Origin of the sequence: Streptomyces sp. NPDC050560, from assembly GCF_044457285.1 — a bacterium.
GTDB lineage: Bacteria > Actinomycetota > Actinomycetes > Streptomycetales > Streptomycetaceae > Streptomyces.
The window spans coordinates 324,226-343,694 of sequence record NZ_JBITGT010000003.1 but is presented as its reverse complement, the minus strand read 5'-3'; the positions used below and the strand labels follow the sequence as shown (position 1 = coordinate 343,694).

Genomic DNA, 19,469 nt, shown 5'->3' with positions numbered 1-19,469 from the left:
ACCCAACCATGCGGGGGCCCGGGTTCTTCCCGGACGGCCGCCGCCCCCGCCCGGGCGGCGGTGGCCGCCCCGTCCCCGCTTCGGCCGCGGGCTTTTGCGTGGGGGTCGGCTCGTACGGGGTCAGTGGGCGGACGCGCTGCCGCTGTGGTGCTTGTTGAACGCGTCGACGTTCTTCATCTGCTCCGCGTAGGTGGAGGCGAAGCGGGTGTCGCCGGGCTTGACCGTCACGAAGTAGAGCCAGTCCCCCGGTGCCGGATCGAGCGCGGCCCGCAGCGCCTGGTCCCCCGGGTTGCCGATCGGGGTGGGCGGCAGGCCCATGCGGTTGTAGGTGTTGTACGGGTTGTCGAGGGCGATGTCCTTCTTGCTGGTGTGCACGGTGGTGCGGTTCAGCGCGTAGTTGAGGGTCGCGTCCAACTGGAGGGGCATGCCGCGGTCGAGGCGGTTGTAGATGACGCGGGCCACCTTCGCCATGTCCCCGGGGGTGGCCGCCTCGGCCTGTACCAGGCTGGCCACCGTGACGGCCTGGTAGACGTTCATGGCGTTGCTCTCGGCGCCCGCCGTCACGGTGTTGCCGCCGAACTTCTTCGTGCCGTGGTCCACCATCGCGGCGAGCAGGGTGCGGGGCGTCGCGTCCTCGCGGACGGGATAGGTGGCGGGGAAGAGGTAGCCCTCGGGATTGCCCCTGGCCGCCTGGGGCAGCCGGAGCCCGGCGTGGGGCAGCGACTGCCTGGTGGTCCCGGGCGGCGCGTCCAGGGCCTTGTCCACGGCGTCGTACACCTGGCGGGCCCGCCAGCCCTCGGGGATGGTGAGGGCGCGGGGGCGCTGGTCCTGGCCGTCGGGGATCAGCAGCGGCACCACCGCGGCGAGGGCACCGGCCGCCGCCACGGCAGAGGCCGCGATGATGACGATCCGGCCGCGGCGGGTCAGCCGTACCTTGCTCTGTCGTGGGTTCTTGGTGTCCATGCAGGCACCGTAAGCCACGTACGACAATAAGACGGACATACCGGGCATATTTTCATTTCGTCGACTCCAGTTGGGCGTCTCGTTGCACCAGAGCGGCGTATTTCCCGCCCCTGGCCAGCAGTTCTTCATGAGTGCCGCGCTCCGCGGTGCGCCCGTCGTCGAGGACCACGATCTGGTCGGCGTCGCGGACGGTGGAGAGGCGGTGCGCGATGGTGAGGGTGGTGCGATTGGCGGAGAGGGCGTCGATGGCCTCCTGGACGGCGTGCTCGGTACGGGTGTCCAGGGCGCTCGTGGCCTCGTCGAGGATGAGGACCGGCGGATCGCGCAGGATGGTGCGGGCGAGGGCGAGCCGCTGCTTCTCACCGCCGGAGAAGCGGTATCCCCGCTCGCCGACGACGGTCTCGTAGCCGCTCGGCAGCGCGGCGATGTGCTCGTGGATCTGCGCGGCCGAGGCGGCGGCGACCATCTCCTCGTCGGTGGCGTCGGGCTTGGCGAAGCGGAGGTTCTCCGCGACCGACGCATGGAAGAGGTAGGTCTCCTGGGCGACGACGCCGACGGCACGGGCGAGGGTGTCGAAGTCCAGCTCGCGCACGTCCACCCCGTCGATGGTGACCCGGCCGCCGGTCACGTCGTACAGGCGCGGCACCAGGGAGCTGAGCGTGGACTTGCCGGAGCCGGTGGCACCGACGACGGCCAGGCTGGTGCCCGCGGGCACGGTGATGTCGATGGCGTCGAGGGTGGGCGCCTTTTCGCCCTCGTAGCGGAAGCGGACGTCCTCGAAGCGGACTTCGCCCTTGACCTGGTCGAGGCGTACGGGCCGCTCCGGCTCCTCGATGTCTATCGGCAGGTCGAGGTACTCGAAGATCCGCTGGAAGAGCGCGAAGGACGTCTGGATCTGCACCCCGGTGGCCAGCAGGCTGACGGCGGGACGGAAGAGGCCCTGCTGGAGGGAGACGAACGCCACCAGTGTGCCGATGGAGACGCCGGGGCCGCCGAGTTGGAGGGCGACGCCCGCGGCCCAGTAGATGAAGGCGGGCATGGCGGCCATGACGACGGTGATGACGGCCATCCGCCAGCGCCCCGCCATGTTCGACCTGACCTCCAGGTCGACGAGGCCCTCCGACTCCTGCGCGAAGGAGCGGGTGAGCGAGTCGGAGCGGCCCATGGTGCGGCCGAGGAGGATGCCACTGACGGACAGGGACTCGGTGACGGTGGCGGCCATGGACGCCATCTGTTGCTGCCGCTCGGTGGCGATCTTCTTGCGCTCCCTGCCGACCTTGCGGCTGATCCAGACGAACACCGGCATCAGCAGCAGCGAGACCAGGGTCAGCCGCCAGTCGAGGGCGACCATCGCCACTGTCGTGGCCACGACGCTGGTGGCGTTGGAGACCAGGGAGGTGGCGGTGGACGTCACCGTGGCCTGCATCCCGCCGATGTCGTTGGCGATACGGGACTGGACCTCGCCGGTGCGGGTCCTGGTGAAGAACGCCAGGGACATGCGCTGGAGGCGGCCGTAGACGGCGGTGCGCAGGTCGTGCATCACGCGCTGTCCGACCGTGGTGGACACCAGGGTCTGGAGCACGCCGAAGACGCTGGTGACGACGGCGCTGAGGATCATGCCGAGCGCGAGCAGGCTGAGCAGGCCGGTGCGCCCCCGCGGCAGGGCGACGTCGATGATCTCGCGCAAGAGGAACGGGCTGGCCACCGAGACCAGCGAGGACGCGGCGACCAGCAGGCCGACGAACGCCAGCCGGCCGCGGTAGGGACGGAAGAGACGGAGGATGCGCCGGGTCTGGCGCGGCTGGTGCTCCCCGGGGGCGGGGGGCGCCCAGGAGATGTCGTTGCGCATGGGCTCCTACGGGTGGTCGGTGCGGCGGCGGGGCCGGGCATCGAGATCTTAGCTCATTGTTACCTATACTCACAATGAACTGAGTCCTGATACGGTGGCGGTCATGAGCATTCCAGATGCCGACGGCCTGCTCGCGGAGCAACTGCTGCGACTGACCCGCAGGGTGCACCGCATCCAGAAGCGCCACCTCGAACAGTGCGGGCTCGGGATCACGCCCGCCCAGTCCCGGCTGCTGCGCATGCTGGCGCAGTACGGTTCGCCGCCGCGCATGGCGGACCTCGCCCGCCGCCTGGAAGTGGTGCCCCGCGCCGTGACCACGCTGGTGGACGGCCTTGAGGCGGCCGGCACGGCCCGCCGCGTCCCCGACCCCACCAACCGCCGGGTGATCAGGATCGAGCTGACGGAGGACGGCAGGCGGGTGCTGAAGGAGCTGCGCGGCGCCCGCCGCAGCGCCGCCGAGGAGATCCTCGCGCCGCTCGACGGCGCCCAGCGCGAGCAGTTGGGCGACCTGCTGACCGCGCTGGTCGACGGCGCGAGCCTGCCGCCCGAGTGCTACGCGCCGCGTCCGGTGTGACACCCCCTCCCGCGCTCGCTCCCCGCGCGGCCCGGTGACACCATGCCCGGGTGCCCCCGGACGGCCCCGCACCACGGCCGCCCGGGCCCCGACCATGGAGGAGTGCGTCCGATGCCGCTGCTGGAGCCCGATCCGCGAGCCCTGCGCCCCCGCACCCGTGCCGCGCACCCCGCGCCCGACCGGATCACCAGGGACACCGCGGCCGCGGAGCCTGAGCGGGACCTGCGGGCCGCCGTCGGCGCGGACAAGGTCCTCACCGGCATCTCCGACCTGGTCCGCTACGCGTCCGACGCGAGCCCCTACCGCTTCCTGCCCCGGGCCGTCGTCCTCGCCGAGGACACCCGGGACGTCGCGGCCGTGCTCTCCTACGCGCGCGCCGAGGGCCGCAAGGTCGTCTTCCGGGCCGCGGGCACCTCGCTGAACGGCCAGGCGCAGGGCGAGGACATCCTCGTCGACGTGCGCAGGCACTGGACCGGTGTGCGGGTGCTCGACGGCGGGGCGCGGGCGCGTATCGCCCCCGGCACCACGGTCGCCAGGGCCAACGCGACGCTCTCCCGCCACGGCCGGGTGCTCGGCCCCGACCCGGCGAGCGCCATCGCCTGCACGGTCGGCGGCGTCGTCGCGAACAACGCCTCGGGCATGACCGCGGGCACCACCCGCAACTCCTACCGCACCCTCGCCTCCGCCACCGTCGTGCTGCCGTCCGGCACCGTCGTCGACACCGCGGCGCCCGACGCCGACGCCCGCCTGGCCGCCGCCGAGAAGCCGCTGTGCGAGGGGCTGCTGGCGCTCAAGGCGGAGATCGAGGCCGATCCCGACCTGGTCGCGCGCATCCGCGCCAAGTACGAGATCAAGAACACCAACGGCTACCGCCTCGACGCCTTCCTCGACGGCGCCACCCCCGTCGAGATCCTGCGCGGTCTGATGGTCGGCTCCGAGGGCACCCTCGGGTTCCTCTCCGAGGTCGTCTTCGACACCCTCCCGCTGGACCGGCACGTCTCCACCGCGCTGCTCTTCTTCCCCTCCCTCACCGCCGCGGCGGCCGCCGTCCCGCTGTTCAACGAGGCGGGCGCCCGCGCCGTCGAGGTGATGGACGGCAACACCCTGCGCGCCTCCGTCAGCGTCGCGGGGGTCCCGGCCGACTGGGGCGAGCTGCCGGGGCCAACGGCCGCGCTGCTGGTCGAGTTCCGCGCCCCTGACGAGGCGGCGCGCGCGCAGCAGGAGTCGGCCGCCGCCGCGGTCCTGGCCGGTCTCGACCTGGTCGCCCCCGTCCCGTCCGTCACCAACGCCTTCACCCGGGACCCGGGCACCATCGCGGGCTACTGGAAGGCGCGCAAGGCGTTCGTGTCCGCGGTGGGCGGCTCCCGCCCCTCGGGCACCACCCTGATCACCGAGGACTTCGCGGTGCCGCCCGCGCGGCTCGCCGACGCGTGCGGGGCGCTCCTGGAACTCCAGACCAGGCACGGTTTCGACGCCGCGGTGGCGGGCCACGCCGCCCACGGGAACCTGCACTTCCTCCTCGCCTTCGACGCCGCGAGGCCGCAGGACGTGCGCCGGTACGCGGCGTTCATGGACGACTTCTGCCGGCTGACCGTGGAGCGCTTCGACGGCTCCCTCAAGGCCGAGCACGCCACCGGCCGCAATATCGCCCCCTTCCTCGAACTGGAGTGGGGCCCGCGCGCCACCGAGCTGATGTGGCGGGTGAAGGGCCTCGTCGACCCCGAGGGCGTCCTCGCCCCCCGGGTGATCCTCGACCGGGACCCGCGCGCCCATCTGCGCGGCCTGAAGACCATCCCCCGGGTGGAGCCCGTCGCCGACCCCTGCATCGAGTGCGGCTTCTGCGAACCGGACTGCCCCAGCCACGACCTGACGACCTCGCCGCGCCAGCGCATCGTGCTGCGCCGCGAGATGCTGCGCCAGCCCGCCGGGTCGGAGGTGGAGCGCGGGCTCCTCGACGCCTACGGCTACGACGCCGTGGACACCTGCGCGGGTGACTCGCTGTGCTCCCTCGCCTGCCCGGTCGGGATCGACACCGGGGCGATGATGAAGGACTTCAGACACCGTCGGCACACCCCGCGCGAGGAGCGCGCCGCGGCCGGCGCCGCACGGCACTTCGCCGCGCTGGAGAGGTCGGCCCGGCTGGCCGTCGCCGCGGCGGGGCGTCTCGGCGGGCGGCCGGTCGCCGCCGCCACCCGGGCGGCGCGGCGTGCGGTGCGGCCCGACCTCGTACCGGAGTGGCTGCCGTCCCTGCCGGGTGCCGCGCCCCGGCCGCCGAGGACCAGGAGGCAGGGCGCCGCCGCCGTCTACTACCCGGCCTGTGTCAACCGCATCTTCGGCGGGCCGGGCGGCGCGTCGCTGAGCGCGGCCGTGGTCGCCGTCTCCGCGCGCGCCGGACGGCCCGTGTGGATTCCCGGGGACGCGGGCGGCACCTGCTGCGCCACCATCTGGCACTCCAAGGGCTACCACGACGGCAACGTGCTCATGGCCAACCGCATCGTCGAGGCCGCCTGGCGCTGGACCGAGGGCGGCCAACTGCCCCTGGTCGTCGACGCCTCCTCGTGCACGCTCGGCATCGCCCGCGAGGTGGTGCCGTACCTCACCGCGGAGAACCGGGCGCTGCACCGCGAGCTGACGGTCGTCGACTCGGTCGTCTGGGCGGCGCGGGAACTGCTGCCCCGTCTCACGGTGCGCCGCACCGTCGGGTCGGCCGTGCTCCACCCCACCTGCTCCACCCGGCACCTCGGGAACGAGGCGGAGCTGCGGGCGGTCGCCGAGTCCTGTGCCGACCGGGTCGACATCCCCGACGACGCGGGGTGCTGCGCCTTCGCGGGGGACCGCGGCCTGCTGCACCGGGAGCTGACCGAGTCCGCGACCCGCAAAGAGGCCGCGGAGGTCGCGGAGCACGACTACGGCGCGCACCTGTCCGCCAACCGCATGTGCGAGATCGGCATGGAACACGCCACCGGCCGCCCGTACCACTCGGTCCTGCTGGAACTGGAGCGCGCCACCCGGCCGTGAGGGGCGGGGCTTCAGGCCCGCAGGTCGGCCCTGTCGCCCATCACCACCACGGGGTGCAGCTTCGGGTCGAGGGCGCGCAGCAGGAACTTCATGCCGGACTCGGGCAGGCTCACACAGGCCGAGGTGCCGCTGCCGTGGTCCATGTGCAGCCAGATGCTGCCGCCCTTCGACTCGCCCTGGGGGCGCCTCGGGTCGTTGGGCGGGGCGCCCTTGACGCGGTTGTAGTCGATGGCGATCACGTAGTCGAAGTCGTGCCGGTACGCGGGCCCCCAGTAGCCGGGCGCCTGGAAGGAGGCGGAGGCGGTGTACGGGAGCCGGGCCCCGGGGTCGGGCAGCACCCCGCCCGCGTCGCTGAGCGTGAAGACGCCGACGGGGCTGCGGTCGTCGTCCTCGTGGTGGTCGGTCGTCCACCCCTTCTTGCCGTTGTGCGCGCTCCAGGTGCCGCCCTTCTCCCATGCGCTGCCGCGCCTGGTGTAGAAGTCCACGGTGGAGCGGGCCGAGTCGTTCCCGTCGCCGTAGACGGCCACGACCTGCCGGGAGTCGGCGGGCAGCCGCCCGAGGAGCCGCGTCCCCACGCCGGGGAGGCCGTGCCGCCCGGGGGCCCGTGCGGCCGTACGGCTGTGGTTCTTGCCCGAGGCGTCGGGGTGCGCGCCGCCGCCTCCGCCCCCGCACGCCGCCAGGGACACCAGAAGGGCCCCGCAGGCCGTCGCCGCCACCGCCGCACGCACCGCCGACTCTCCACGCATGCCTCCCATCGTCGCATCCGGCGTGAAGCACGCGAATCCACTCTCGGGTGACGGATGGGCGCCACCACCGAAAATGGTTTGCCTCCGGCCCCGTGGCGACGGAACCTTGCACGGTTTGCACCCTCCCGCGCCCTCCGCGCGGCAGCCCGACCGTCCGCCCTCGCATGCAACCCGGGACACCATGCAGATCCGCGACCTTCCGTACTCCGATCCAGGGGTGCCCGACGCCCGCTCGGGCCCGAAGTTCCTGCTCTGGCTCGGGCGGAACCAACTGCGCGGGCAGCTCAGGTCCCTGACCTGGGGACTGCTCTCGTTCATCGCCATCTCCGCCATTCCGTTCCCCGTCGGCCTCGGTGTGCAGGCCGTGGTGGACCGCGACGGCGGACGGCTCGCGCTCGTCGGCGGCGCGCTGCTCGCCTGCGGTCTCGCCATCGCGATCGGCGACACCATGCTGCACCGCACGGCGGTGACCAACTGGATCACGGCGGCCGCGCGCATACAGCAGCTCCTGGCCCGGCAGGCGACCCGCCTCGGCTCCCTGCTGACCCGCCGGGTCGCCGCGGGCGAGGTGGTCGCCGTGTCCACCGGTGACGTGGAGAAGATCGGCTGGTTCGTCGAGGCGCTGTCGCGCTGCACCGCGGCGGCCGTGAGCGTCCTGGTGACCTGTGTCGCGCTGGTGCTGTACCAGCCCGCGCTCGGGGTCTACGTCGCCGTCGGGGTGCCGCTGATGGTGCTGGCGGCGCTGCCCCTGCTGCCCGCCGCGACCCGCCGCGCCGACACCCAGCGCGGCAGGGCGGGGCACGCCACCGAGCTGGCCTCCGACACCGTCGCGGGCCTGCGGGTGCTGCGCGGCATCGGCGGCGAGGAGCTGTTCCTCGACCGCTACCGGCGCGCGTCGCAGGATGTGCGCCGGGCCGCCGTGCACAGCGCCCGGATGTGGGCGCTGATCGCGGCGGTGCAGGTGCTGCTGCCCGGGGTGCTGCTGGTCCTCGTGGTCTGGCAGGGTGTGCGGCTCGCACGCGCGGGTGACATCTCCGTGGGCGAACTGGTCACCGTCTACAGCGCGGTGACCATGCTGTACCTCCCGCTCCAGCACTTCCAGGAGATCGCCATGGCGTACTCCTTCTCGCGCCCCTCCGCGCAGCGGGCCGCCCGGGTGCTGTCGCTGCGGCGGACCGTGGACGCCACGGCGGAGGCCGGGGAACCCGATGGCGGGACGATCGCGAAAGCCGCCGCAGCTCCCACTCTTTCGGGTGAACTCTTCGACCCGGTGACCGGGCTTCGGGTGGCGCCGGGCGAGCTGACGGCCGTGGTCTGCGGCGACCCCGACGCGGCGGGCCGCCTCGCCGACCGGCTCGGCGGGCACGCGCCCGGCACCGAGGGGGCCGGGCCGCCCTCCGCCCGGCTCGGCGGGGTGCCGCTCGACGAGGTGCCCCTGGAGGTCGCCCGTACCGCGGTCCTGGTCCAGGACAAGGACCCGGTGCTGCTGTCCGGCACCCTGCGCGACCTGCTCGACGTGCCGTCCTCCGGCGCCGTGCCCGCCGAACGGGCGCTGGCCGCCGCGCAGTGCGACGACGTGCTGACCGCGCTCGTGCGCAGCGCCCACGACGTGCGGGACCCGGCCGACGCCCACATCACCGAGCGTGGCCGCTCGCTGTCCGGCGGCCAGCGCCAGCGCCTGGCGCTCGCCAGGTCCCTGGTGGCCGACCCCGAGGTGCTGGTGCTCGACGAGCCGACGTCCGCCGTCGACTCCCACACCGAGGCGCGTATCGCCGACGGTCTCCGTGCCCTGCGGGCGGGCCGCACCACGGTGGTCTTCAGCTCCTCCCCCCTGGTGCTCGACCGCGCGGACCGTGTCGTGCTGGTCCACGAGGGCCGCGCCGTCGCCTCGGGCACCCATCAGGAGCTGCTGGCGGCCGAGGCCCGGTACCGGGCCGTGGTCACCCGGCAGACGGACGACGAGAGCGGCACGGCTGACGAGAGCGGCGCGGAGCAGAGGGGCGAGATGCTCGCCGGGCTGCGGCAACCGCAGACGACCCCCGCGGGTTCCCCCGGGGAGGCACCGCACGGCCCCGCCGGGCGGCACGAGATCGAGGAGACGGCATGATCGGGGTGGCTCCCCCGGACCACGACACCACGACGCCGACGACCGCGCAGACCCTGCCCGTCGGCGCGCCCGCGACGGTACGCGCGTATGTGCGCGAGCTGTTCAGGCGCCACCGGCGCGCGTTCCTGCTGCTCGTCGGCTCGAACGCGGTGGCCGTGATCGCGTCGATGGTCGGTCCCTACGTACTGGGGCGGCTCATCGAGGGCCTGTCGGACGACAACGTCTCCGACAGCGGCCGACTGGGCCCGACGCTGTCGGTCTTCGTGGCCTCCCTGGTCGTGCAGGCGTTCTTCGTCCAGCAGATGCGGCTGCGCGGCGCCGTGCTCGGCGAGCAGATGCTGGCGGACCTGCGGGAGGACTTTTTGGTGCGGGCCGTGGCGCTGCCGCCCGGCGTGCTGGAGCGTGCGGGCACCGGCGACCTGCTGTCGCGGATCACCACCGACGTCGACCGGCTCGCCGAGGCGATGCGGGAGGCCGTGCCACAACTCGCCGTGGGCGTCGTCTGGGTGGCCCTGCTGGTCACCGGCCTCGCGGTGACCGCGCCGCCGCTCGCTCCCACGGTGCTGGTCGCCGTCCCGCTGCTCGCGGTCACCTGCCGCTGGTACTTCCGGCGCGCGCCGCACGGCTACCGCTCCGAGGCGGCCGGGTACGCCGCCGTCGCCGCCGCGCTCACCGAGACGGTGGACGCGGGGCGCACCGTGGAGGCGCACCGGCTCGGCGCCCGGCGCGTCGAGCTGTCCGAGCGGCGGATCAAGGCGTGGACCAGTTGGGAGCGGTACACGCTGTGGCTGCGGACCGTGCTGTTCCCCGTGGTGAACCTGACGCATGCGACCGTGCTGCTCTCCGTGCTGGTGATCGGCGGGGTCTTCGTGCTCCAGGGCTGGATCGGGGTGGGCCAGCTCACGACGGGCGCACTGATCGCCCAGATGATGGTGGACCCGGTGGGGCTGATCCTGCGCTGGTACGACGAGCTTCAGGTCGCCCATGTGTCCCTGGCCCGGCTGGTCGGGGTGCGGGACATCGAACCGGGCTCCGGCGACCCCGCGCTGGCGCCCGAGGGGCGCGCGGTGCGCGCGGACGCGGTGCACTTCGGGTACCTGGAGGGCGTCGACGTGCTGCGGCAGGTGTCGCTCGACGTGGCGCCGGGCTCCCGGGTGGCGCTCGTCGGGCCGTCCGGCGCGGGCAAGTCCACGCTGGGGCGGCTGCTCGCGGGGATCTACGCGCCGCGGACCGGCCGGGTCACGCTCGGCGGTACGGAGCTGTCGCGGATGACGGCGGAGCGGGTACGGGACCATGTGGCCCTGGTCAACCAGGAGCACCATGTCTTCGTCGGGTCGCTGCGCGACAATCTGCGGCTGGCGCGCGCGGAGGCGAAGGACGCGGAGCTGTGGGCGTCGCTCGGCGCGGTCGACGCGGACGGCTGGGCGCGCGCCCTGGACGACGGTCTCGACACCGAGGTCGGCTCCGGCGGGCTGGCGCTGACACCGGCCCAGGCGCAGCAGATCGCGCTTGCCCGGCTCGTGCTGGCCGATCCGCACACGCTCGTACTGGACGAGGCGACGTCCCTGCTCGACCCCCGGGCGGCCCGGCATCTGGAGCGTTCGCTCGGGCGGGTGCTGGACGGGCGCACGGTGGTGGCCATCGCCCACCGGCTGCACACCGCCCATGACGCGGATGTGATCGCGGTCGTCGAGGAGGGGCGCATCACGGAACTCGGCAGCCACGATGTGCTGGTCGCGGCCGACGGCCCGTACGCGGCCCTCTGGCGGTCCTGGCACGGGTGACGGCGGGCCGCCGCGGCCGACCGCTGTCGCGCGCCGGTCGGCCGGGGCCGCGCGGCCGGGCGCCCGTGCCGCTCCCCCGCTCCGGGGCGAGGCCCGCCCCGGGGCGCCGGGGCTCAGATGTAGTTGAGCGCGGCGGCTCCGCCGAGGCCGCCGAGCAGCATGAAGACGGGCATCAGCACCTTCAGCTCCACCCAGCTCCCGGCCCTGAAGCGCATCACCCTGGGCGGTCCGATGGGGTACCAGCGCTTGCGGCCTATCGGTATGGGCCACAGGATCGGGCAGCCGGAGACGGTCAGGGCGTCCCCGATGTCGTGGACGAGGGCGCCCAGCACGATCGGCAGGCCGAGCCATAGGTAGTCCTGGCCGTCGCCGGTGAAGAGCCAGTTCGAACCGTTGCCCGGCTCGTCCAGGACGCCCGCGAGTATCCAGGCGCTGGTGGCGGCCAGCAGCCAGACCAGGATGTCGCTGCTCGAACCTCGTGCGGCCCGCCACAGCAGGCCCTCGATGGCCAGCACCATGTGGATGAAGAGGATCGCCAGGACGGTCCACCGCCCGCCGGTGATCGCCAGCACCGAGGTGCCGCCGCCGATCAGGACCGCCCAGAACCACGTGTGGGTGAGCGTGCGGTGCCCGCCGTTGCGCCGCGGGTCGGCGGGCTTCCTTGTCGCCTTGTACACCGCGTGGGAGATCCTGTCGACGATCTCGCACAGGCCGCGGGAGACCGGTCCGAAGGCCCGCGAGATCGTCGCGGACTTGTGGTCGAGGTCCGGGGCGAGCGCCGCCCCCGCGCAGATCAGCGCCCCGGCCAGCAGGACGGGCCACGGCATCGGGTGTCCCGCGGCGGCCGTCGCCGCGCCGACACCGAGCCAGGCCGCGGCCCCCGACAGTGAGTGTGCCGGTCCCATCATGCTTGTTTCCCGCCCCTTTTCCCTTGCCCGCCCGTGCAGTTGTACACGAGCGGCAGTCTGCCGACGGTTCCTCAGCGTATCGTTCGCGATCTTCGCATGAGCATCCGATTCCGTCCTGGGCCGCGGAGGCGGGCAAGATGGGGGTGTGACCCTTATCGATCAGCTGCCGCAGACCGCCGATCCCGACGCCCTCTACGAGTCCTTCGAGGCGTGGGCGAACGAGCGCGGTCTCACGCTCTATCCGCATCAGGAAGAGGCACTGATCGAGGTGGTGTCCGGTGCGAATGTGATCGTGTCGACGCCGACCGGCTCCGGCAAGAGCCTGATCGCGGCGGGGGCCCACTTCGCGGCGCTCGCCAGGGACGACGTCACGTTCTACACCGCCCCCATCAAGGCCCTGGTGTCGGAGAAGTTCTTCGAGCTGTGCAAGCTCTTCGGCACCGAGAACGTCGGCATGCTCACCGGGGACGCGTCCGTGAACGCGGACGCGCCGGTGATCTGCTGCACCGCCGAGGTCCTCGCGTCGATCGCGCTGCGGGACGGGGCGCGCGCCGACATCGGCCAGGTGGTGATGGACGAGTTCCACTTCTACGCGGAGCCGGACCGCGGCTGGGCCTGGCAGATCCCGCTGCTCGAACTGCCGCAGGCGCAGTTCATCCTGATGTCGGCCACGCTCGGCGACGTCTCCATGTTCGAGGGGGACCTGACCCGGCGCACCGGCCGCCCCACCGCCGTGGTCCGCTCCGCGACCCGCCCGGTGCCGCTCTCGTACGAGTACCGGCTCACGCCGATGACGGAGACGCTGACCGAGCTGCTGGAGACACGGCAGGCGCCGGTGTACATCGTGCACTTCACCCAGGCGCAGGCGGTGGAGCGGGCGCAGGCGCTCATGAGCATCAACATGTGCTCGCGCGAGGAGAAGGACAGCATCGCGGAGCTGATCGGCAACTTCCGCTTCACCACCCGCTTCGGCCGCAATCTGTCGCGGTACGTACGGCACGGGATCGGGGTGCACCACGCGGGCATGCTGCCGAAGTACCGGCGGCTGGTGGAGAAGCTGGCCCAGGCGGGCCTGCTGAAGGTGATCTGCGGGACCGACACCCTCGGGGTGGGGGTCAACGTCCCGATCCGCACGGTGCTGTTCACGGCGCTCGCGAAGTACGACGGCAACCGGGTGCGGGTGCTGCGGGCGCGGGAGTTCCACCAGATCGCCGGGCGCGCGGGGCGGGCCGGCTTCGACACGGCGGGCTTCGTGGTGGCGCAGGCCCCCGAGCACGTCATCGAGAACGAGAAGGCGCTCGCGAAGGCGGGTGACGACCCGAAGAAGCGGCGCAAGGTGGTCCGCAAGAAGGCGCCCGAGGGCTTCGTGGGCTGGACGGAGAACACCTTCGAGAAGCTGATCGCCGCCGAGCCCGAGCCCCTGACGTCGCGTTTCCGTGTGACCCACACGATGCTGTTGTCGGTGATCGCGCGCCCGGGGGACGCCTTCGCCGCGATGCGGCACCTGCTTGAGGACAACCACGAGCCGCGCAGGCAGCAGTTGCGGCACATCAGGCGGGCCATCGCGATCTACCGCTCGCTGCTCGACGGCGGCATCGTGGAGAAGCTCGACACGCCGGACGCCGAGGGCAGGATCGTGCGGCTGACGGTAGACCTCCAGCAGGACTTCGCGCTCAACCAGCCGCTGTCGACCTTCGCGCTTGCGGCGTTCGACCTGCTCGACGCCGAGTCCCCCTCGTACGCCCTCGACATGGTGTCGGTGGTCGAGTCGACGCTCGACGACCCCCGGCAGATCCTCGGCGCGCAGCAGAACAAGGCGCGTGGGGAGGCGGTCGCCGCGATGAAGGCGGACGGCATGGAGTACGAGGAGCGGATGGAGCGGCTCCAGGACGTCACGTACCCGAAGCCCCTGGAGGAACTGCTCTTCCACGCCTACAACACGTACCGCAAGAGCCACCCGTGGGTGGGCGACCACCCGCTCTCCCCGAAGTCCGTCGTCCGTGACATGTACGAACGGGCGATGTCCTTCTCGGAGTTCGTCTCCTTCTACGAGCTGGCCCGCACCGAGGGCATCGTACTGCGCTACCTGGCGGGCGCCTACAAGGCGCTCGACCACACGGTGCCCGACGATCTGAAGTCGGACGACCTGGAGGACCTGATCGCGTGGCTGGGCGAGATGGTGCGCCAGGTCGACTCCAGCCTGCTGGACGAGTGGGAGCAGCTCGCCAACCCCGCGGAGGTGACCGCCGAGGAGGCCCAGGAGCGTGCCGACCAGGTCAAGCCGGTCACGGCGAACGCGCGCGCCTTCCGGGTGCTGGTACGCAACGCGCTGTTCCGCCGGGTGGAGCTGGCGGCGCTCGACCATGTCGAGGAGCTGGGCGAGTTGGACGGCGAGTCCGGCTGGGACGCGGACGCCTGGGGCGAGGCCATGGACGGCTACTGGGACGAGTACGAGGAGCTGGGCACGGGGCCCGACGCCCGTGGGCCCAAGCTGCTGATGATCGAGGAGGATGCGGGCGCGGGCGTGTGGCGCGTCCGGCAGACCTTCGCCGATCCGCGCGGGGATCATGACTGGGGCATCAGCGCGGAGGTCGATCTGACGGAGTCGGACGCCGAGGGCCGGGCGGTCATCCGCGTCACGGACGTCGGCCAGTTGTAGGCCGCCGCGCCGCCCGTCGGGCGGCGGAGCGTGGTCCGGCCCCGCACCGCGGGCCGGCAGGGAACACGGGAGAGAACCATCCATGACGAATCCGACCGAGCGTCTTGTCGACCTGCTCGACCTGGAGCGCATCGAGGTCGACATCTTTCGCGGCCGCAGTCCGCACGAGTCGCTCCAGCGGGTGTTCGGCGGGCAGGTCGCCGGGCAGGCGCTGGTGGCGGCCGGAAGGACCACGGACGAGGACCGGCCCGTGCACTCCCTGCACGCGTACTTCCTGCGGCCGGGCAGGCCGGGCGTGCCGATCGTGTACCAGGTGGAGCGGGTGCGGGACGGCAGGTCCTTCACCACCCGGCGGGTCACCGCCGTGCAGGAGGGGCGGACGATCTTCACTCTGACTGCTTCCTTTCACAGACCTGAGAAGGGTTCTTTCGAGCACCAGTTGCCACCGGCGCGTGTCGTGCCGCCGCCGGAGGAGCTGCCGACGGTCGCGCAGGAGATCAAGGGCCATCTGGGCGCGCTTCCGGAGCAGTTGGAGCGGATGGCGCGGCGCCAGCCGTTCGACATCCGCTATGTGGACCGGCTGCGCTGGACCCGGGAGGAGATCGAGGACGCCGAGCCGCGCAGCGCGGTGTGGATGCGCGCCATGGGGCCCCTGGGCGACGATCCGCTGGTGCACACGTGTGCGCTGACGTATGCGAGTGACATGACGCTGCTCGACGCGGTGCGTATCCCGGTGGAGCCGCTGTGGGGTCCTCGGGGCTTCGACATGGCGTCGCTCGACCACGCCATGTGGTTTCACCGGCCCTTCCGTGCGGACGAGTGGTTCCTCTATGACCAGGAGTCCCCGATCGCGGTGGGGGCCAGGGGGCTTGCCAGGGGCCGTATCTACGACCGGGACGGTCGTCTGCTGGTGTCGGTGGTGCAGGAGGGGTTGTTTCGCGCGTGGGACGCGTGAGGTCGGGAGGGGTGGCCGTGGTGGCCTTCGGGCGGGCGGGGCGCCGTCCTCGCGCGCGGGCGGCGGCTCCTGCCGGTTCCGGTTTCGGCCGTCACGGCCTCAGGAGAGCGCCCGGCCCAGCAGCCTCCTTAGGTTCTTGAGGGCCGCGGCGGGTGTGTCGAACGGGGTGAGCGGTCCGCCCGGCGGGCGGCTCCCGGCGGGCCCCCGGGAGGCGGGCCCGCGAGGCGGCCGGTCGGCGGCGCAGGGGAGCGCAGGCGTGGGCCTCGCTGCGGGGTGGGGAGCGGAGCCGAGGCTACGGGCCTCGCGCAGGGACAGTTCGAGGCTGGTGCGCCCCTGCTGGATCTCGTCGGGGTCCTGGGCCGTCGCGATGAGCGCGACGCGCTGTGCGGCGAGGGAGCCCTCGGCCGCGGGGACGGGGCGGCGCGGTGCGAGCGCGGCGAGACGGGCGCGCTCGTCGGGGTCGCCGACCAGGTCGGCCAGGTCGTCCGGGGGCAGCAGCGAGGCGGCGATCGCCGCGCGCGCCCAGGGGTCGTCGGTGAGCCGGAGCAGTGAACCGGTGTATCTGCCGCGCCAGTTGCGGGCGCGGAGGTCGACTCCGGCGTCCAGTTGGGCCCGGAGGTTTTCGGGGAGTGTGCCTTTCAGCAGGGGTGTGTGGGCGTCGGCGGAGGCGAACCCGGCGAGGTCGTCGGCCAGGTAGAGCCAGACGATGACGCGGTAGCGGTTGAGGTAGAAGCGGACGGGTGTCACCAGGCCGAGGCGGGCGAACCGGGTGAAGCGGCCCGTGCTGATGTGGAGCGTCTCGGCCGCGGCCGTGGTCCCCATGACCCTGACGCTACGGCGCAGGGCGTCGGGGTCGTCGCTCCCGGCGCGGATGCGGGCGATCTCGTCCCAGGTGACGAGGATGCCCGGGCGGGCCGCTCCGCTCTTCTGCGGTGCGGGGACGGTCCTGACGCGGCCCAACTGGACGGCCAGCTCGAACTCGGTGCGCTTGAGGCCGAGTTCCTGGGCGGCGCGGCCGGGTGTGAGGGGCGGCGGGGCGGGTGCCGTCGCAGCCTGTGGAGTACTGGTATTTCCTGTCATATCGGTCTTCCCCGTGAGATGTGGTCGCTCGCGGGAAAACCGTAGACCGTTCCGCCGCCTCTCCGCTCGGCCTGTGGATAACTTTCGCCATGGGGCCGTATGCGCAGGTCAGGGCGGTGTGAAGGGTGGGTTCAGAGATCGCTTGCGGGGGTGTGCTCCGGCTGGCGTGCCGAGACCCGGAGGTGTTCGCCGACCCGGTTGACCAGCAGGGTCATCTCGTAGGCGACCTGGCCGACGTCGGCGTCGGCGGCGCTGAGCACGCAGAGGCAACTGCCGTCGCCCGCGGCCGTCACGAAGAGCACGGCGTCGTCGAACTCGACCATGGTCTGGCGGACCTTGCCCGCCCCGAAGTGGTGGCCCGAGCCCTTGGCGAGGCTGTTGAGCCCCGAGGCGACGGCGGCCAGGTGCTCGGCGTCCTCGCGCCTGAGTCCCGTACTCGCGCCGGTCACGAGTCCGTCGTTCGAGAGGACCAGTGCGTGGCGCACCTGGCCCAGGCGCTCGGTCAGGTCGTCGAGGAGCCAGCCGAGCCCTTTTCTCCGTGCCATGATCCGATCTCCCCGTCGTCTCCAGGCCCTCCGGTCCCCCTGCCGGAGGTTCGCACCCGGCCAGCCTTCACCACCCGGGTGCCGCGGGCAAGCAGGATGGGGACATGGCACACAAGATGACCGACGACGAGTGGCGGGCCTTCGTCTCGCAGGGCACCCACACCGGCAAGCTTTCGACCGTCAGCGCAGATGGGAGCCCTCATGTGGCTCCGGTGTGGTTTCTGCTCGACGGTGACGACATCGTCTTCAACACCGGCAAGGACAGCGTCAAGGGGAGAAATCTGGCCCGCGACGGCCGGCTCGCCCTCTGCGTGGACCAGGAGACGCCGCCGTTCGGCTTCGCCGTGCTCCACGCCCGTGCGCAACTGTCGGAGGAGCCGGGGCCGCTGCTGACCTGGGCGACCCGGATCGCGGCACGCTACATGGGCGAGGCCGCGGCGAAGGATTTCGGCGAGCGGAACGCGACCCCTGGCGAACTGCTCGTACGGGCGCGGATCGAGAAAGTGGTCGCGATGGCGGATCTGACGGGCTGACGGCGGCGCCGTGGGCGGTGCCGTGCCGCGCTTCGGCGGCGGTGCGGCCCCGTCGCGGCGAGCGGGGCGCCCGTACGAGCACCCGGTGCCTGCCGCCCGCCGCCGGGATGCGCGATCATGGCGTGCATGGACGATGCGCGGGCGCGAGTACGGGAGTTCTTCACACCGCGGGCGGCCGACTGGGACAGCCGGTTCCCCGACGACGGTCCCGCCTATCGGGCGGGGGTCGCCGCGCTGGGGCTGCGGGCCGGTGACCGTGTCCTCGACGCGGGCTGCGGTACCGGCAGGGCGCTGCCGGCCCTGCGGGACGCCGTGGGCCCCGGGGGCACGGTGCTCGGGGCCGATCTGACCCCGGCGATGCTGACCGCGGCGGTGGCCGCGGGCCGGCAGGTGTACGGGCGGCTGCTCCTCGCGGACGTGGCGCGGCTGCCGGTGCGGTCGGCCGTCCTCGACGCGGTGTTCGCGGCGGGGCTGATCTCCCATATGGCCGCGCCGGAGGAGAACCTGCGCGAACTTGCCAGGACGGTACGGCCCGGCGGCAGGCTCGCGCTGTTCCATCCGATCGGCAGGGCCGCGCTCGCCGCCCGGCAGGGGCGGCAGATCACCCCGGACGACGCGCGCGCCGAGCAGAACATCGGGCCGCTGCTCGCGGGCTCCGGCTGGCGGATGACGTCGTACACCGACGAGGACGCACGCTATCTGGTGCTGGCGACGAGGGCCTGAGCCGGGCGGAATCCCCCGCTCCACCGGGTGCCGGCCGCGCCGCGCCGAAGCGTCCCGGTGTGGGCCGCTCCGTGTGGATCTTTACGGCGGCCGGGCGCCGCTTCCCCGCCCACCGGCCTCGACGGCCCCCGCGGCCACTGGTTAGGGTGCGCCGACGAACGACGACGGGAAGGTGGCATGGCCGTGACGGACAACGGAACCGCCGCGTCCGGGGACGAGGCGTTCTATGTGCTGACGGCGGTGCTGCTGACGCCCGCGCAGTTCCCGAGCGTCCTGGGCGACGACTATCCCGAGGCGTGCGCCGCGCTCGCCCTCGACCCTGTCCCGCAGGGCTACGGGCTGATCCTGGGTCAGGACGGGGACGGGGCCCGCTGGACGGTGGTCGTGGACGACGTGTCGCTGGTGGCGGTGGCCATCGCGTCCTGGGACTGCGGCATGGAGTACGACCTCTCCCCCGAGGAGCGCACGGTGGTGGCCTCGCTGCCCGGCTGGCCGCTGGCGCTCGCGGTGGCGGCGCCCGGGGTGCCGGAGCCGCACGATCCCGCGCCGGGCCCCGACGCGCCCGAGCCGCCGCTGTGCCCGCCGGACACCTCGGCCTGGGGTCCCGCCCAGCGGCGGCTGGGGGCGGACGAGATCGCGTTGCAGTGGGCGATCTGGCGTGAGCGCATCGACGACGCCGACTTCGCGGGCCCCGAAGAGCCGCCGCGGGAGGAGGAGCCCCCGGAGGCCGCGCCCGCGCAGGCCCCGGCGCAGCCGCTGGGGGGCGTGCGCCGGGTGCTGGCCGAGGCCAGGGCCTATGTGGACGCGCCGCCGCCGCTGGGCCGGGTCCGTTCCGCCTTCGCGCCGGGCAGTGCGCGGATGCTGCGCGCCGACGGTCCCGGCTGGTCCATGGTGGCCAGGACCGACGACATCGCGTTCGTACTGCTCGACGAGGAGCCGGGCGAAGTCCTTCCGGTGGGCCGCGGCCGTGAACTGCCCGGGCTCCTCGAAGCGCTGGACCGGATGGCCGTGCGCCCCTCCTGACG

Annotated in this window: 15 protein-coding genes; 9 read left to right on the top strand and 6 right to left on the bottom strand. The window is 73.0% G+C overall.

Annotated elements, in window-relative coordinates:
* Nucleotides 1-120: 120 nt before the first annotated feature.
* The gene (gene mltG / locus ACIBIW_RS08945) at nt 121-963 is read right to left on the bottom strand and encodes an endolytic transglycosylase MltG (RefSeq protein WP_399333561.1); all 843 of its coding nucleotides are present in this window, start codon (nt 961-963) and stop codon (nt 121-123) included.
* Nucleotides 964-1,015: 52 nt separating this feature from the next.
* Nucleotides 1,016-2,812: an ABC transporter ATP-binding protein gene (locus tag ACIBIW_RS08940; protein WP_399333559.1), complete on the bottom strand. Its 1,797-nt coding sequence runs from the start codon at nt 2,810-2,812 to the stop codon at nt 1,016-1,018.
* 103 nt (nt 2,813-2,915) lie between these two features.
* Between ACIBIW_RS08940 and ACIBIW_RS08935 the strand changes: the two genes are divergently transcribed.
* Together ACIBIW_RS08935 and ACIBIW_RS08930 are read left to right on the top strand one after the other, a co-directional pair.
* Nucleotides 2,916-3,386 carry a MarR family winged helix-turn-helix transcriptional regulator gene (locus tag ACIBIW_RS08935; protein WP_399333557.1) on the top strand — a complete coding sequence of 157 codons (471 nt, stop codon included), beginning with the start codon at nt 2,916-2,918 and terminating at the stop codon, nt 3,384-3,386.
* A 111-nt stretch (nt 3,387-3,497) separates the two neighbouring features.
* Entirely contained in the window at nt 3,498-6,404 is a 2,907-nt protein-coding gene (locus tag ACIBIW_RS08930; protein WP_399333555.1) for an FAD-binding and (Fe-S)-binding domain-containing protein, read from the top strand.
* Between the two features lie 11 nt (nt 6,405-6,415).
* On the opposite strand, the gene ACIBIW_RS08925 is transcribed toward ACIBIW_RS08930, so the two are convergent.
* Nucleotides 6,416-7,150 (bottom strand): hypothetical protein, encoded by a 735-nt coding sequence (locus ACIBIW_RS08925; protein ID WP_399333553.1) that lies wholly within the window; start codon nt 7,148-7,150, stop codon nt 6,416-6,418.
* 181 nt (nt 7,151-7,331) lie between these two features.
* On the opposite strand from ACIBIW_RS08925, the gene ACIBIW_RS08920 reads away from it, so the two are divergent.
* On the top strand, nt 7,332-9,257 hold the full coding sequence (locus ACIBIW_RS08920) for an ABC transporter transmembrane domain-containing protein (protein ID WP_399333551.1): 1,926 nt from the start codon (nt 7,332-7,334) through the stop codon (nt 9,255-9,257).
* Complete coding sequence (locus tag ACIBIW_RS08915; RefSeq protein ID WP_399333549.1) at nt 9,254-11,041, top strand: ABC transporter ATP-binding protein; 1,788 nt, start codon at nt 9,254-9,256, stop codon at nt 11,039-11,041. The genes ACIBIW_RS08920 and ACIBIW_RS08915 overlap by 4 nt, the downstream gene beginning before the upstream one ends.
* Before the next feature lie 113 nt (nt 11,042-11,154).
* On the opposite strand, the gene ACIBIW_RS08910 is transcribed toward ACIBIW_RS08915, so the two are convergent.
* Nucleotides 11,155-11,949: a metal-dependent hydrolase gene (locus ACIBIW_RS08910; protein WP_399333547.1), complete on the bottom strand. Its 795-nt coding sequence runs from the start codon at nt 11,947-11,949 to the stop codon at nt 11,155-11,157.
* Between the two features lie 145 nt (nt 11,950-12,094).
* On the opposite strand from ACIBIW_RS08910, the gene ACIBIW_RS08905 reads away from it, so the two are divergent.
* Nucleotides 12,095-14,608 (top strand): DUF3516 domain-containing protein, encoded by a 2,514-nt coding sequence (locus ACIBIW_RS08905; protein ID WP_399333545.1) that lies wholly within the window; start codon nt 12,095-12,097, stop codon nt 14,606-14,608.
* A gap of 82 nt (nt 14,609-14,690) precedes the next feature.
* The gene (locus ACIBIW_RS08900) at nt 14,691-15,563 is read left to right on the top strand and encodes an acyl-CoA thioesterase (protein ID WP_399333543.1); all 873 of its coding nucleotides are present in this window, start codon (nt 14,691-14,693) and stop codon (nt 15,561-15,563) included.
* Between the two features lie 99 nt (nt 15,564-15,662).
* On the opposite strand, the gene ACIBIW_RS08895 is transcribed toward ACIBIW_RS08900, so the two are convergent.
* Nucleotides 15,663-16,643 (bottom strand): DUF6397 family protein, encoded by a 981-nt coding sequence (locus tag ACIBIW_RS08895; protein WP_399333541.1) that lies wholly within the window; start codon nt 16,641-16,643, stop codon nt 15,663-15,665.
* 131 nt (nt 16,644-16,774) lie between these two features.
* Nucleotides 16,775-17,188 (bottom strand): roadblock/LC7 domain-containing protein, encoded by a 414-nt coding sequence (locus ACIBIW_RS08890; RefSeq protein WP_399333539.1) that lies wholly within the window; start codon nt 17,186-17,188, stop codon nt 16,775-16,777.
* Nucleotides 17,189-17,292: 104 nt separating this feature from the next.
* On the opposite strand from ACIBIW_RS08890, the gene ACIBIW_RS08885 reads away from it, so the two are divergent.
* From ACIBIW_RS08885 to ACIBIW_RS08875, 3 genes are all read left to right on the top strand, one after another.
* Entirely contained in the window at nt 17,293-17,721 is a 429-nt protein-coding gene (locus tag ACIBIW_RS08885; protein WP_399333537.1) for a PPOX class F420-dependent oxidoreductase, read from the top strand.
* 117 nt (nt 17,722-17,838) lie between these two features.
* Entirely contained in the window at nt 17,839-18,444 is a 606-nt protein-coding gene (locus ACIBIW_RS08880) for a class I SAM-dependent methyltransferase (protein ID WP_399333535.1), read from the top strand.
* A gap of 177 nt (nt 18,445-18,621) precedes the next feature.
* On the top strand, nt 18,622-19,467 hold the full coding sequence (locus ACIBIW_RS08875) for a hypothetical protein (protein ID WP_399333533.1): 846 nt from the start codon (nt 18,622-18,624) through the stop codon (nt 19,465-19,467).
* Nucleotides 19,468-19,469: the final 2 nt, after the last annotated feature.